12 protein-coding genes are annotated in these 14,493 nt (G+C 72.7%); 8 read left to right on the plus strand and 4 right to left on the minus strand.

Annotated features, from left to right (window positions below; all coding sequences use genetic code 11):
- The gene (locus ACQPY0_RS20400; RefSeq protein WP_432991131.1) at positions 1 to 615 is read left to right on the plus strand and encodes a GNAT family N-acetyltransferase; all 615 of its coding nucleotides are present in this window, start codon (positions 1 to 3) and stop codon (positions 613 to 615) included.
- A gap of 159 nt (positions 616 to 774) precedes the next feature.
- On the opposite strand, the gene ACQPY0_RS20405 is transcribed toward ACQPY0_RS20400, so the two are convergent.
- Positions 775 to 1,317 (minus strand): hypothetical protein, encoded by a 543-nt coding sequence (locus ACQPY0_RS20405; protein ID WP_432991134.1) that lies wholly within the window; start codon positions 1,315 to 1,317, stop codon positions 775 to 777.
- A gap of 157 nt (positions 1,318 to 1,474) precedes the next feature.
- Here ACQPY0_RS20405 and ACQPY0_RS20410 point away from each other — a divergent pair, with 157 nt between their 5' ends.
- The 5 genes from ACQPY0_RS20410 (at position 1,475) to ACQPY0_RS20430 (ending at position 9,096) form a co-directional block, all read left to right on the plus strand.
- Entirely contained in the window at positions 1,475 to 2,638 is a 1,164-nt protein-coding gene (locus ACQPY0_RS20410) for a type III PLP-dependent enzyme (protein ID WP_432991136.1), read from the plus strand.
- 67 nt (positions 2,639 to 2,705) lie between these two features.
- Positions 2,706 to 5,117, plus strand: a complete 2,412-nt coding sequence (locus tag ACQPY0_RS20415; protein ID WP_432991139.1) for a penicillin acylase family protein — start codon at positions 2,706 to 2,708, stop codon at positions 5,115 to 5,117.
- 195 nt (positions 5,118 to 5,312) lie between these two features.
- Positions 5,313 to 6,761 (plus strand): EAL domain-containing protein, encoded by a 1,449-nt coding sequence (locus ACQPY0_RS20420; RefSeq protein ID WP_432991142.1) that lies wholly within the window; start codon positions 5,313 to 5,315, stop codon positions 6,759 to 6,761.
- A gap of 140 nt (positions 6,762 to 6,901) precedes the next feature.
- On the plus strand, positions 6,902 to 8,140 hold the full coding sequence (locus ACQPY0_RS20425) for a hypothetical protein (protein ID WP_432991145.1): 1,239 nt from the start codon (positions 6,902 to 6,904) through the stop codon (positions 8,138 to 8,140).
- Positions 8,137 to 9,096, plus strand: coding sequence for an ARPP-1 family domain-containing protein (locus ACQPY0_RS20430; RefSeq protein WP_432991147.1), 960 nt, complete (start codon positions 8,137 to 8,139; stop codon positions 9,094 to 9,096). Before ACQPY0_RS20425 ends, ACQPY0_RS20430 begins: the two co-directional genes overlap by 4 nt.
- 205 nt (positions 9,097 to 9,301) lie before the next feature.
- Here ACQPY0_RS20430 and otsB read toward each other — a convergent pair whose 3' ends face one another.
- Positions 9,302 to 10,129 (minus strand): trehalose-phosphatase, encoded by an 828-nt coding sequence (gene otsB, locus ACQPY0_RS20435; protein WP_432991149.1) that lies wholly within the window; start codon positions 10,127 to 10,129, stop codon positions 9,302 to 9,304.
- Positions 10,130 to 10,210: 81 nt separating this feature from the next.
- Between otsB and ACQPY0_RS20440 the strand changes: the two genes are divergently transcribed.
- Complete coding sequence (locus ACQPY0_RS20440) at positions 10,211 to 10,843, plus strand: SAM-dependent methyltransferase (protein WP_432991151.1); 633 nt, start codon at positions 10,211 to 10,213, stop codon at positions 10,841 to 10,843.
- On the opposite strand, the gene ACQPY0_RS20445 is transcribed toward ACQPY0_RS20440, so the two are convergent.
- Positions 10,818 to 11,693, minus strand: coding sequence for a diacylglycerol/lipid kinase family protein (locus ACQPY0_RS20445; protein WP_432991154.1), 876 nt, complete (start codon positions 11,691 to 11,693; stop codon positions 10,818 to 10,820). The genes ACQPY0_RS20440 and ACQPY0_RS20445 overlap by 26 nt on opposite strands.
- A gap of 66 nt (positions 11,694 to 11,759) precedes the next feature.
- Between ACQPY0_RS20445 and ACQPY0_RS20450 the strand changes: the two genes are divergently transcribed.
- Positions 11,760 to 12,569: an SAM-dependent methyltransferase gene (locus ACQPY0_RS20450; protein WP_432991157.1), complete on the plus strand. Its 810-nt coding sequence runs from the start codon at positions 11,760 to 11,762 to the stop codon at positions 12,567 to 12,569.
- 877 nt (positions 12,570 to 13,446) lie between these two features.
- Here the strand turns inward: ACQPY0_RS20450 and ACQPY0_RS20455 are convergent.
- Positions 13,447 to 14,343, minus strand: a complete 897-nt coding sequence (locus ACQPY0_RS20455; RefSeq protein ID WP_432991159.1) for a haloalkane dehalogenase — start codon at positions 14,341 to 14,343, stop codon at positions 13,447 to 13,449.
- Positions 14,344 to 14,493 lie beyond the last annotated feature (150 nt).

A 14,493-nucleotide genomic window follows, 5' to 3' on the forward strand; every position in this document is an offset into this window, starting at 1 on the left:
ATGACGCACGCCATTTCCGACGTGGTCGTCCGCGACATGGACCCGGTCGGCACCGAGGAGATCACCGAGGTGCTCACCGCGGCGATGAGCGACGGCGCGGTCGCGCGCTGGCTGATGCCGGACGCGGCGCTGCGCCGCGAGTCCAGCCCGGAGTACTTCGCCATCTTCGCCGAGCACGCGGTGCGCCACGGCGAGGTCTACGCCAGCGTCGACCCGATCGACGGCAAGCTCTCCGGCGTCGCGCTGTGGTTCCCGCTGACGCGCGCCATCCCGCCGCCGGTCGACTACGACCGGCGGATCAAGGAGGTCACCGGCCCCGCGTTCGACCGCATCTGCGAGCTCGACGCGGCGCTGGAGGCCGAGCACCCGCTCGTGCCGCACCACTACCTGGCGTTCGTCGCGGTGCGGCCCGATCGGCAGAACCTCGGCATCGGCAGCTCGCTGCTGGCGCGGCACCATGCCAGGCTGGACCGCGCCGGCCTCCCGGCGTATCTGGAGGCCAACGATCCGCGCAACCGCGAGCTGTACCTGCGCCACGGCTACGAAAGCAGGCCGCCGGTGCTACTGCCCGACGGCCCGCCGGTCTGGCCGATGTGGCGCGAGCCCTTGCTGTAGGGCCGATGTTGTAACGAGCCGGTGTTGTAGGAGCTGGACAGCGAGCGAGGCCCCGACCACGACGCACCCGGCCCCTTGCACTCCCAGCGCGACCAACGTGTGCCAGGGGGTGTGGGTGGGCGGAGCCCCCCACCGGGGAGGGGGCGAAGCGACCGCGAGTTATTGCGGAAACTCGTAGAGCCAGTACTGTTGTTCGTCGATGCGTTGCGCCTTCACGTCGCCCGAGAGGCGGTGCAGCATGAGGCGGACCACGCGGGCCATGTGGCGGACCTCGTCGGTGCGGTTGCAGAAGTCCAGCGCGATGAGCCCGTTCTGTGCCGCGGCGGTCAGGTACATCGCCGTGACGAGCTCGCCGAAGGCGGTGGCCGCCCGGGCGTCGGCCTGGGTGGCCACGAAGCCGCAGTACCAGATGCGCTGTTCGGCGTAGTGCTCGGGCCAGCGGCGCTCGAAGTACGGCGGTGAGATCAGCGGCACCGCGTGCAGGTTGTTGGTGTAGATCGACAAGCCGCGAACCGTGTCATCGTCGTCGATGCACAGGTACTTGTGGACCCGGGGGTCCTCCATCACGCCGTCGAACTCGTCGCGGTACATGAGGTGGCGCTGCACGGCCAGCGCGTTGAGTTCGGCGAAGGCCTCCGAGTAGAGCGTCCACGCCTCCTCGCGCTGCTCGCCCTGCACCTGGTCGACAATCTTGACGTTCATCCAGCACTCCGATCGCCGTCGGCTAGGCACGTGTTCGGCACTACCAGAAGTCGATCTACTTTTCTCGATCGATGGTGTTATTGAGAGTAGTCCAAGAGTCACCGAGTGCAATATGGTGACAACATTCCGTCGCCATCTGCGATCTCGGGAGGGGTCCATGGACCACCTCGACGGCCTTCCTCTGACCTCGTCGCCGACCCCTGGACCAACCCCTGAGCTCGTCATCGACCTCGATCGCGTCGCCGCCGCCTACCGCGGGCTGACCGGTGCGCTGCCGGGCGTGGCCGTCCACTATGCGATGAAATGCAACCCGCACCCCGAGATCCTCGCGCTGCTGCAGGCCCTCGGGTGCCGGTTCGAGATCGCCTCCGCCGCCGAGCTCGACGCCCTGACGGCGATCGGGCACGACCCGGCGCAGGTGCTCTCCAGTAACCCGGTCAAGCCGCTGGCGCACATCGTGCGCCAGCACGCGGCCGGGGTCTGGCGCTTCGCCGTGGATTGCGAGGACGAGCTGGACAAGCTTGCCGTGGCCGCCCCCGGCGCGGCCGTCGTGGTGCGCCTGGCCGCGCACCAGATCCGCAGCGGCGTGCCCAGCGAGGGCAAGTTCGGCGTCGACGTCGACACCGCCGTGACGCTCATGCTGGCCGCGCGCGAGCGGGGCCTGCGCCCGTACGGGGCCGCCTTCCACGTCGGCTCGCAGATGCTGCTGCCGCACGCGTGGCGGGCGCCGCTACGCGCCGTCGGGACCGTCATGTACAAATTGGCCGCCGAAGATGTCTTCTTGCAAATGGTGAACCTCGGTGGCGGTTTTCCCGCGAAGTACGCCGGGAAGACGCCCCCGCCGGCCGAGTACGGCGCCGCGATCGCGGCCGGGCTGGCGGGTCTTCCGTACCCCGTGGCGGCCGTCTGTGAGCCCGGCCGGGCGCTCGTGGCGGAGGCCGGGCGGCTGCGCGCGACCGTCATCGGCACCGCCGTGCGGGGCGGCCGGCGCTGGGCGCACTTGGACGTCGGGGCCTTCAACGGGCTCATGGAGAGCCTCGAGACCGGCAACCAGCTGCGGTTTCCGGTGTCCGACTCGCGGGGCAGTGCCCGGCGCGAGCGGTTCTGCCTGACCGGGCCGACGTGCGACAGCCAGGACACGATCATGTTCGATGCCGAGCTGTCGGCGGACCTGCGCACCGGCGACGAGGTGTACCTCGGTTCCACTGGAGCATACACCACAGTCTATGCATCGAGATTTAATGGTTTCGATGTCCCGCGGGTCCGGTGTGTTACTGGTGTGGCCATTGAAACCAGTGATGACGCTGCGTACTGTGGTTGACGCGCTCAGTTCCCTTGGTGTTGCTTCCCCGTCTGCTGCCGCATGCCCAGGTCCCAACGGAGGAATCGTGATCGCAACCCGCCGGGTTGTCACCGCACTCGCCGCCGCGGCGCTTCTGACCCCAGCCGTCGTCGCCACCGCAGCCGGGCCGGCCGCCGCGGCCGCCGATGCGGTCGCCGCCGGCGGATACGCCGCCGTCATCAAGCGCACCTCCTACGGAGTGCCGCACATCAGCGCCTCCAACCTCGGCTCCGCCGCCTTCGGGCAGGCGTGGGCCTACGCCGAGGACCGCTTCTGCGACCTCGCCGACCAGATCGTCAAGGTGCGCAGCGAGCGCTCCCGCTACTTCGGGCCCGGTGCCGACGGCGCCAACCTCGCCACCGACTTCGCCTACGCCTCGCTCGGCGTGGTCGAGCGGGCTCAGGCCCAGCTGGCCACGCTGCAGCCCGACGAGCGCGACATCGTCAACGGCTACGTGCGTGGCTACAACGCGTTCCTGGCCACCAGGGGCGCCGCCCGGGTGCCGGGCTGGTGCGCCGGGCAGCCGTGGGTCAAGCCGATCGGCGCCGTGGACCTGCTGGCGTACCAGCGCGACATCGCCCTGCTGGCCAGCGGCGGCGCGCTGCTCGCCCCGATCGCCCTGGCCACCCCGCCGTCCGCGGCCGCGTCCGCACCGGCCATCGCGCCCGGCCTGGTCAAGGACGGGGTCGCGCAGCTGACGGGCCAGAGCAAGTCGCTGTCGAGCAACGGCTGGGCGCTCGGCGCCGACAAGTCGAAGACCGGCAAGGGCATGCTCGTGGGCAACCCGCACTTCCCCTGGGAGGGCGAGCTGCGCTTCTGGGAGAACCAGCTGACGGTGCCGGGCAACGTCAACGTCTACGGCGCGAGCCTCGGCGGCCTGCCCGGCGTGCAGATCGGCTTCACCGACAAGGTGGCGTGGACGCACACGATCGCGGCCGGGTCGCGATACACGTTCTACTCGGTCAACCTGGTGGCGAACCAGCCGACGAAGTACTACGTGGACGGCGTGCCCGAGGCGATGAGCGGCAAGGTCGTCACGGTCAAGGTCAAGCAGGCCAACGGGTCCCTCGCCGACGTCACCCGGACCATGTACTCGACGCGCTACGGCCCGGTGCTCGACCTGTCCGCCATCGACCCGTCGCTGGGCTGGAACGAGTACTCCGCGATCACGTACCGGGACGCCAACATCGACAACGACCGGCTGCTGCGGGTCTGGATGAACATGGCCCGCGCCACCGACGTGTCGGGCCTGCGCGCCTCGATCGCCCGCGACCAGGGCATCCCGTGGGTGAACACGATCGCCACCGACTCCTCCGGCAACGCCTTCTACGTCGACTCCTCGCCGACGCCGAACCTCTCGCCGGCCTCGATCGCCGAGTGGTCGGGCAACCCGCTCGGCCTGCTCGACGGCAGCAACAGCGCCAACGCCTGGGTCGTCGCGCCGGGCGCCCGCTCGCCGGGCCTGGTGCCCTTCGCCCAGCAGCCGCAGCTGACCCGCCGCGACTACGTGTTCAACTCCAACGACAGCCACTGGGTGCCCAACGCCAACCAGTTCCTGACCGGCTTCACGCCGCTGCAGGGCCCCGAGGGCACGCCGCTGACCGTGCGGACCAGGCAGAACGTGAAGCTCATCAACAGCACCGCCAAGTTCGACCTCGCGGGGCTGGGCACCACGATCCTGTCCGGCGACACGTACACCGCCGCGCAGCTGGCCGCGTACACCGTCGCCGCCTGCCGGGCCCGCGGCACCACACCGGTCGTCGTCGACGGCACGCCGGTCGACGTCAGCCCCGGCTGCACGGTGCTGGCCAACTGGGACAAGCAGTTCGAGCTGGCAAGCCGCGGCGCGGTGCTGTGGCGGGAGACCGTCGGCGCGGTCGTCGCGGCCAACCCCGGTGCGCTGGACGAGGCCGGGTCGCTGTTCGGCGTGGCGTTCAACCCGGCCGACCCGACCCGCACCCCGCGCGGCGGGCCCGCCGCGCCCGGCGAGCTGCTGGCCGGCCTGGCCCGGGGCATGCAGCGGATGCGGGCCGTCGGGCTGGCGCTCAACGTGGCGATGTCGCAGGTGCAGTACACGGTCAAGAACGGCCAGAAGATCCCGGTGCCCGGCTCCACGGAGAACATCGGCATCGCCAGCATGGCGCAGTACGAGCCACTGCCCGGCTCGTCGCTGGAGCCGTTCATGGACCCGGGGACGTTCGTGCCCGGCAGCGACCTGACCGACAAGGGCTACGTGGTCAATTACGGCACCAGCTTCCTGCTGACGCTCGCCTACACCACCAGCGGCCCGTCGGCCAAGTGCATCCTCACCTTCAGCGAGTCCGGCGACCGCGCGTCGTCGAACTACACCGACCAGACGCAGCTGTACTCCCAGAAGAAGCTGCGGGACTGCCGGTACTCGGACTCGGCGATCTCCGCGGACACCAGGTCGATCGAGGTCGTCGCCGCGACGGCTTGATCCAACCTGGTTGATCCATGCCCATCTGGAGTCCCTGACCTGCCCGGCTGGTTCCCGGGCGGGTCAGGGGCTAGGGTCTTCGCCAGGTGGCACGCGGCGGTGTCGAGCCGGGAGGTTGGCATGCAGGCCCAGGACCGGCCGAATGTTCCGCCCGCCGCGGCCCATGGCTCACCCTCCGTGCCCACGCCGATACCCATGCCGCTGCGCCCGTCCTCGTTCCGGTCCCGGGTCACCCGGGCGGCGCTGCGGGCCCGGCGCACCTCGCCGCCGGCCGGGAGCGAGGTCGGGCTGCAGGACGATACCGTCGAGGTGACACCGCTGGGGATGTTCGACTCGCCCGCCGTCTCCCGCGCCGCCGTGCTGGGGCTGCCCCCGGTCATGGGCGGCTCCGCGGAGCTCGGCTCTGCGCAGGCCGGTTCCGTCAGGCTCGCATCGATGGGCCGGGGCGGGGGCTGGAGCATCGAGCGCGTCCTCGTCGAGCGCGCGGTGGAGCCGCTGTTCCAGCCGATCGTGGAGCTGGGCCGGCTGCGGCCGGTCGGGCTGGAGGCGCTCGCGCGCGGGCCCGCCGGCAGCCCGCTGTGGCGGGCCCGGGACCTCTTCGCGGCGGCCGTCGCGGCCGGGCGGCTCGCCGAGCTCGACGCGCTCTGCGCGGAGCGGGCCCTGGAGACCGCGCGGGCGGCCGGACCGCCGCCGCCGCTGCTGTTCGTCAACGCCGAGCCGGCCGTCGTCGACCGGGCGATGTCGGCGCGGCTGCTGGAGCTGATGAGCGGCGACCCGCCGTTTCGGATCGTGCTGGAGTACACCGAGCGGGCGCTGTCGGCCCGCCCGGCGGCGCTGCTGCAGCTGGCCGCCGCCGTCCAGGCGCACGGGCACGGGCTGGCCCTCGACGACGTCGGCGCCGACCCGATGTCCCTGGCGTTCCTGCCGCTGCTGGAGCCCGAGGTCGTCAAGCTGGACCTGTCGCTGCTGCGGGCGCCGCACGCGCCGCGGACCGTCGAGGTGGTCTCGGCCGTCAGCGCCGTCGCCGAGCGGACCGGGGCGATGATCGTGGCCGAGGGCATCGAGACGCCGGACGACCTCGCCAACGCGCGGGCGCTCGGCGCGCACTGGGGTCAGGGGCTGCTCTTCGGCGGACCCGCGCCGATCGCGGAGTGCGGGTCCTCGTCGTTCGGCGACGCGGCCGCGCTGCTGCGGGCCTCGCGGCCGGGCCTGCACCTGCCGCCGGGCACGGCGTTCGAGGCGGCGGCCGCGCGCGGGAAGGCCCGGGCCGCCACGCCCGAGGCGTTCTGCGCGCACCTGGAGCACGTGCTGCGGCGTGCGGGCGCCGAGGCCGTCGTCCTCGCCTCCTGCACCGACGCGGCGACGGCGCGGTCGTGGCTGCCGTCGCTGACCGGGCTCGCGGAGCTGGCCGCGTTCGTCGGGCTGGTCGCGCCGCTGCACCCGGCGTCCGTGTCGCCCGGCGTCCGCTTCGCCCTCGGACCCGGCGCCGAGGTCGAGGAGTGCGCGGCCGTCGTCGTGGCGCCGCGCTACCGGGCCGCCGTGTGCGGGCGCGGCTCCCACTCTGACATGGAGTTCGCGTACACCCAGGATCCGTCGCTCGTCGCCGAGATGGCCCGCATCATCCTGCAGAAGCTGCCGCGCTAGGTTGTGGTTCTTGGGACGGCGGACCTGGCCTGCCTGACGGGAGCGATGGTCGTGCCCACGACGGACCGGAGTCAATCTCTCTAGATCAGCACATCGAAAAGCGTTCGTTCCACGGGTTTTTCGGGTCCTAACGTCGTGGCGTGAACACCTTCGTGCATCATCTCCAGCACCACGACGGGGTGCTGCGGGTGCCGCGGGCCGGCGCCGTCGTCTGGGACGACGAGGAGCTGCACGTCGCGGCGCACCGCGCCGACCCCTGCGCCTACGCGCTGTGCGCGCTCGTGCCCGGCGTGCGCCCGGCCCAGCGTGCCCGCGTCCTGCTGCGCCTGCTCACCGCCTCGTGGGCCGGCGTCGCCCCGGACGTGCGTGACACGCTGCGGCGCGTCACCCGGGTCCTCGCACTCGGGCTGCCGCCCGCCGACGTCCTCACCGTGCTGCTCGCGGCCCGGCGCCGGCGCGCCAACCACAAGCACGTCACCCGCGCCACGCTCGCCGTGCTGTTCGAGCACCCGCAGGCGGCCGCGATCGTCGCCGCGCGGCGCGGCCTGGCCGTCGACTGCTTCGAGCACGCGCTGGGCAAGGCGACCGCCCGCGGGCGGCATGCGGCCGGCGGCGCGACCGCGCTGTACGAGCCGCGCGGCGCCGCCCCGGCCGCGCTGCCCGGCGCCGCGCTCGACCTCGACCTGACCGGGGAGCGGCCCGGCACCGTCACCGCCACCAACCGCGGCGACCTCGCCGCCGCGCTCGTGCACCTCTACCGCGGCGGGCCGAGCGCCGAACTGCTCGCGGCCGCCGACGCTCACGTGCGCGCGCTCGTCGACGGCATGCCGCGCTACGACGGGCGGGTCGCGCTCGTCGTCGACGCGTCCGCGTCGATGCGCGGCTACGGCAACCGCGAGTGGGCCGTCATGTCGCAGGTCGCCGCGCTGCGGCTGGTGCTGGAGCGGGTCTGCGCGCGGCTCGTCGTGGTCCAGGCCGGCGGCGACGCCGACGGGCGCCCGGGCGGCGCCACGGACCTCGCCGGCGGCGTGCTCGACGCGGCCGCGGCGGCGCCCGACGTCATCGCCGTGGCCTCCGACGGGTACGAGAACACGTACCCGGGCGACCTGCGGCGGGTGGCGGCCGCGCTGCCCGGGGCCGGGGTGGCCGCGCCGGTCGTGTTCTGCCAGGCCGCGTTCGGCCAGGCCGACGACCTGACGCTGCGCCGCGCCGCCGAGGGCCTGCCGCTGCGCACGTTCTGGCACTCGGGCGACCTCGCCGCGCTCGTGCTGTGGATGCTGTCCCATGTGGACGGTGACGCGGCCGCGCGGTGGGTCGGCGCGGAGCTGCGGCGGCGACTGTCCATGTTGGAGACTGCACTGGAGGGAGTACCGCGATGACCGGGCTCGCCATGCTTCCGCGCGCGGTCGACGTGTCGGGCTACCGGCTCGGCGCGCCGCAGCGGGCCGGGGCGCTCACCGTGGTGCCCGTGTTCGGCCCCGCCTACCCGGGCATCGTCCCGCCGCGCAGCGGGCTCAAGCTCGGCCGGGTCGTCACCTACGGCCAGGTCGAGATCGTCAACCCGGCGACCTCCGGGGTGGCCATCGTGCCGCTGCACGTCGGCTACATTCAGGACGCGGCGCAGAACCACGCGCTGTGCCGCTCGGCGTTCATCGCCGCCGGGCAGACGCTGCGCTTCGACGACGCGTGCTGCGTGCAGGAGTCGCAGGGCGGCTACCTCGCCGGCCGCGACGACCAGTGGTTCTTCGTGCTGCCGGTCGAGCTGCGGGCGGCGGCCCTGCGGGCGCGGACCCGGGCGCAGTACAGCAAGCTGTGGGGCGACATCGCCGCGTTCAACCGCCGCTACGGGCTGCCCGCCCGCGGGCACCTGGAGCAGGTGCTCACGCGGCAGCGGGCCGGGCTCACGCAGTACCAGAGCCGCCTGGAACGGCTGCCCGGGCAGCTCGGCGCGCTGTTCTTCGTCGGCGGGTCGCTGGCCGGCGTCGAGATCGCGCCGGACCCGGCGTACTTCGCCGACGTCTGGACGGCCCTGGTCTGCTTCGCCTACGGCCCGGCCGCCTGGTTCAGCCCCGAGCCCGCCGGCGACGAGGCCGCGCCGCTGCGCGCGACCAGCGTCGACGGGCTGCGCGCCGAGCTCGCCGAGCACCGCCGCGGCGTCGCCGACGAGGTGCGCGGCTGGCTGGCCGGGGCGGCGTGGGCGCCGGGCGAGGCGGTGGAGGAGGAGCGGTACCTCGGCCTGCGACTGTCCACCGTGGACAGTGGCTCGGTCGCGGGGCAGTACGTGACCGACGGGGACCGCCTCGTCTACGCCTCGCTCTTCGCGGCCGCGGCGTAAATGCTTTGACCGCCGCGGTTCCGGGCGGTTGAATGGAGGACATGCGGGACTGAGCCAGGCCCGGCGGTAGCCCCTCCGATCCCACATCGGAGTCAAACAGGGATCGTTTTGAGATAACGAAGAACCCGGTAAATGTCGCCATGGCGCTGGCCGCCTGCCCGCACCACTGAATGTGAGCCCCGGTCGCCACGACCGGGGCTCATGTTCATTTCAGCTGCTCGTTGAGGCCCTCGACGAACTCCAGCACCCCCGGCGGGCCGTCCACGATCAGGTCGGCGCGCTCGGCCAGGCGCGGCACCTCGTCCGAGCCGCTGCACACCTTCAGGCCCGCCAGGCCCGCCTCCCGCAGCCGCTCCACGGCGTCGAAGGCGGCCAGGTCGCCGAGGTCGTCGCCGAAGTACGCCACCGCACGCGACCCGCGCCCCGTGACGATCGCCGCCAGGGCGTGGCCCTTGTCGATGCCCGGCGGGCGCAGCTCCAGCACCATCCGGCCCGGCTCCAGCGCCAGCCCGTGCCGCTCGGCGAGCTCCGTCAGCGGCGGGCGCAGCGCCGTGAACGCCTCCTGCGGGGCGTCCGCGCGGCGGGTGTGCACCGCCACCGACATCGCCTTGTCCTCCACCGACACCCCGGCGAAGCCGGCCTCGTCCAGCAGGGCCGGCAGCTGCGCACGGGCCGCCTCCACCCCGGCTGGCACCGGCTCCGACACGACCGAGCGGCTCGAGCGGTCCCAGCGCTGCATGCCGTACAGCCCGAAGATCGCGAAGCGCTCCAGCGCCGCCAGCTCGCCCAGATCGCCCAGGCGCAGCACGTCGGCGACCGGGCGCCCGGTGATGATCGAGACCGAGCCGACCAGCTCGGCGAGGCGGCCGAGCGCGGCGACGACGCCCGGGTAGGGTCGGGAGAGGCCCGGGTCCGCGACGATCGGCGAGAGCACGCCGTCGAAGTCGAACGCGAGCGTTGCTTCCTGCGGACGGTCCAGGATCGCGGCGAGCCCGGCGGCGCCGGCCTCCGACTGGGGGGTCCTCAGCACCATGCCTGCAGGCTACCGGACCGGGGCCCGCGCGGCCGCTGAGGCGGGCCCACGTCACACGGGCCCGCGCGGTAGGGTCGCCGGGTGAGCGGCTGGCTGGGGTGGCACGAGGCGTACGACGAGCCCGGGTCGGCGCTGCACACCCGGCTCGGGCTCGTCATCGGGCACCTCGCCCGGGCCGTCAGCGACCGGCCCGCCGGGCCGGTGCGGCTCATCAGCATGTGCGCGGGGCAGGCGCGCGACGTCGAGGGAGCCCTGCGAGACCATCCGCGCCGCGCCGAGGTGACCGGGCGGCTCGTCGAACTCGACCCCCGCAACGTCGCCGTCGCGCGCGAGCGCCTCGCCGGGCTGCCCGGGCTGACCGTGGTCCAGGGGGATGCTGGGGAGGCCGGCGCGTACGCCGGGGCCGTCCCCGCCGGGGTGGTGCTCGCCTGCGGAATCTTCGGCAACGTGCCCGACGGGGACATCCGCGCCACGATCGCGGCGCTGCCCGGGTTCTGCGCGGCCGGCGCGCGGGTGATCTGGACCCGGCACCGCCGCGCCCCGGACGCCACGGGGCTCATCCGGGACCGCTTCGCCGGCGCCGGGTTCCGGGAGATCGCCTTCGACGCGCCCGCCGGCCTGCCGATCGGGGTCGGGGTGCACGAGCTCGCCGTCGCACCCGCGCCGTTCCCGGAAGGACGGCACCTGTTCACCTTCGGGGCACCGCCACCGTGACCGCCGCGGGGACCGCCTCGGCCTCCAGGCGCTTCACGCGCTTTCTCGCCCCGCCGTCGAGCTCCAGCAGCACCGGCTCGGCGAACTCGGCGTAGACCCGTCGCGCGCTGCCCATCCGCACGAACCGCGACCGGTCCGTGCGGCCCGTCGCCATCGCCGCGACCGTGCGCGCCCACTGCAGCGCCCCGCGCGCCGTGGCCACGCCCACCTCCAGCCGCCCGTCGAACGGGCTCGCGTCGTCGAACGCCTTGATCCCGCCCGAGATCGTGCCGATGTTGCCCAGCAGCAGGCACGTCGAGGGTCCCTCGAACCACAGCTCGTCGTCGAGGTGCACGATCGTGTGCACCGGCTCGTCCCGCACGTGCCGCAGCGCCGTGCGCACATACGCGAACCGGCCGGACCGCTTCTTCATCCGCCGGTCGGCGTCCTCGATCATCGCGGCGTCGAAGCCGGCGCCGGCCATCACCGCGAAGTGCTCCCCGTCGATTTTTCCGAGGTCGTACCGCACGCGCTCGCCCCGCAGCCCGATCTCCACCGCCGCCCGGATGTCCCGGGGAATCCGCAGCGCGGACGCGAACAGGTTCGCGGTCCCGGCCGGCACGATCGCCACGGTCACGCCGGTCCCCGCCACCGTGTCGACGCACCGCTGCACCATGCCGTCGCCGCCCCACACGAACAGCAGGTCCGCACCCGCCTCGACGGCCTTGCGAACCTGCTTGGGCGCCTTCTTGCTCTTGGGCACCTCACGCCAGTCGACCTCGCCGGCCCCGGCCTGCTCCAGCCGGCGCCGCAGCTCGCCGAGCCCGCCGCCGAGCACCTTCCTCCGGTGTGCCACCACCGCGACTTTCACGACACCGACAGTACCCATAGGTGACGTTGACCAATCGCGGTCGCCGATGGCTACGATGGTGCACTGATGGACACGACGGACGACGCCCTCGCGCGCATCGACACCACGGTTGCGCACCCTGCCCGGCGATACAACTACTGGCTGGGCGGCAAGGACCATTTCGCGGCCGACCGCGCCTCCGGCGACGCGATAGCGGCCGCGATGCCGGGCGTGAAGCTCATGGCCGTGGAGAACCGCGCCTTCATGAGCCGCGCCGTGCGATACCTCGCCGAGCAGGGCATCCGTCAGTTCCTCGACATCGGCACCGGCATCCCGGCGCCGAACAACACCCACGAGGTCGCCCAGTCCGTCGACCCCGCCAGCCGCGTCGTCTACGTCGACAACGACCCCATCGTGCTGACCCACGCCCGCGCCCTGCTGACCAGCGCCCCCGGCGGGATGAACGCCTACATCGACGGGGACCTGCGCGACCCCGGCGCGATCCTTAGCCACCCGGACCTGGCCACGACCCTGGACATGTCCGAGCCGATCGCCCTGCTGCTGGTCGCGGTCCTGCACTTCATCCGCGAGGACGAGCACCCACAGGAGATCATCGACACACTCACGGCCGCTCTGCCGCCCGGCAGCTACCTGGTCGCCTCCCACGCCACCTGGGAGTTCCTGCCCGCCGAGGCGATCGCCGCGCTGACCGCGAACAACCAGGACGGCCGCTTCCAGGCCCGGACCGGGACCCGGTTCGCGGAGCTGCTGTCGGCGTTCGACCTGGTAGAACCGGGGATAACCTCGGTGGCGTACTGGCACGCCGACGACGTCCCGGACCCCCGCCCGTCGGCGGAAGAGGTCGCCTGCTACGCCGCGGTAGCCCGCATCCGCTGACGCCCGGCCAAGCACTTCGCCGCCGGCAACGAGCCCACCAGCCAGGCCCCGCCAGCCAAGCCCCGCCCTGCCGCCACCCGCCCAACCGCTACCCGTCCTGCCGCCGTCCGTCCGACCGCTGTCCGCCCTGCCGCCACCAGCCCTGCCGCCACCCGCCGGGCCGGCGCTGGCCAGCCCCGCTCGCCATGCGGTTGCGTGGCGAACCCGCTCCGCCTGCCTTTGCTCGCCGTTTCATCGCCTGCCTGGTCTGCCGCTGATCGCCGGCGCCGGCCGCGCGGCCGGTGCCGACCCTGCCCGCTCGTCGTGCGGGTCGCGTCCAGCCCGTGTCGCGTCCGGCCCGTGTCGCTTCTGCCTGTTCCCCTCGCCGCTGCCTGCCTCTGCTCGCCGTTTCACCGCCTGCCTGGTCTGCCGCTGATCGCCGGCGCCCGCCGCGCGGCCGGTGCCGACCCTGCCCGCTCGTCGTGCGTGTCGCGTCCAGCCCGTGTTCGCTTCTGCCTGTTCCCCTCGCCGCCGCTGCTGTCATCGGCCCAGCGCGATCGTTCTGCCTTCGGCGTCCGCCCGTGCCGGACTTTTCGTATTTGTCGCCTGTCCGGAGAAAAGTCGGGTGCAGAGCGCGACGCTGCGCAGTGGAAGACGGCGTGCGGGTGCGAGGTTCTCAAATCCGCGGGAACCGTGGAGGACTCCGTTGTGCGGCTTGAGCCTCCATCGCCCGAGCTGGTCAGCCGACAGATGGACGCCCGTCGCAGACGCGGTGACGCCGGCGATGGTTACAGAAGCCGGTGATCCAGGTCGCGCGCGCACCTTCCAGCGGGCGAAGCCTTTCCCTGCCTGGTCGGGCCCCGCCGGCGGCGCTTGGCCCGGCCGCCGCGGGTGGGCTTCACGCCAGCGTGGCCAATGCCCCCATCCAGCTGGCGATGGCCCGTCCGATTTCGTCCGGCGAATCTTCCTGGACGAAATGGAGCCCCGCGACCGTCACCTCGGCCTGCGCCGGCCACCCGCGGACGACGTCGAGCAACCAGTCGCTGGCGAGGATCGCACCGGGTTCGGCCTTCAGGAACAGCTTGGGTACATCGCTCGTCGCCAGCCAGTCCGCGTAGGCGTCCGCGATCGCAGCCACGTCGGCGGGCTCGCCCTCGATGGGGATCTCCCGGGGCCACGTCAGTGTCGGCCGTCGCCCCTCGCCGGGCTCGGCGAACGGCCGTCGATACTGCGCCATTTCCTCGTCGGAGAGGGTGCGCAGGATGGCCTGCGGCAGCACCTGCTCGACGAAGAGGTTGTCTCGCAGGATCATCTCCTCGCCGGCATCGGAGCGCAGCGCCTGCAGCAGTGCGCGCTTTCCCATCGTGTCCCAGTGGTCCCAGGCCTGCGGCCGCACGATCGCCTCCATGTACGCGATACCCTTCACGGCCTCGCGGTGGCGGTTGGCCCAGTCGAAGCCGAGGGCCGAGCCCCAGTCATGGACGACGAGGGTGACCCGCTCGTGCACATCCAGAGCCTCGAGGAGGGCGTCGAGGTAGCGGCGGTGCTCGACGAAGCGATACGAGCCGGGGCCGCTGTCAGGCAGCTTGTCAGAATCGCCCATGCCGATCAGGTCGGGGGCGATGCAGCGGCCTCGGGGCTGCAGGTGCGGCAACACGTTGCGCCAGAGGTACGACGAGGTGGGATTGCCGTGCAGCAGCACGATGGGGTCGCCCTCGCCAATCTCCACGTACGCCATCTCGATACCGAGAACCCGCCGACGGTGCTTCTGGTACGGAAATGCCGCAGAGATCATGTTGCTCCCCCTCCTGTCGTAGCCGAACGTCGTTGCTGCCCACGGCGTAGACCTTTACGCCGCACCATCCAAGATCGACGCAAAGTGCGGGCCGCGGGCGAGGTGGGCGAAAGGGGCGGTGAGGATGTTCGAGGAGATCAGGGCCGTATT

The sequence above is a fragment of the Dactylosporangium sp. CA-233914 genome (assembly GCF_050942935.1).
Lineage (GTDB): Bacteria > Actinomycetota > Actinomycetes > Mycobacteriales > Micromonosporaceae > Dactylosporangium.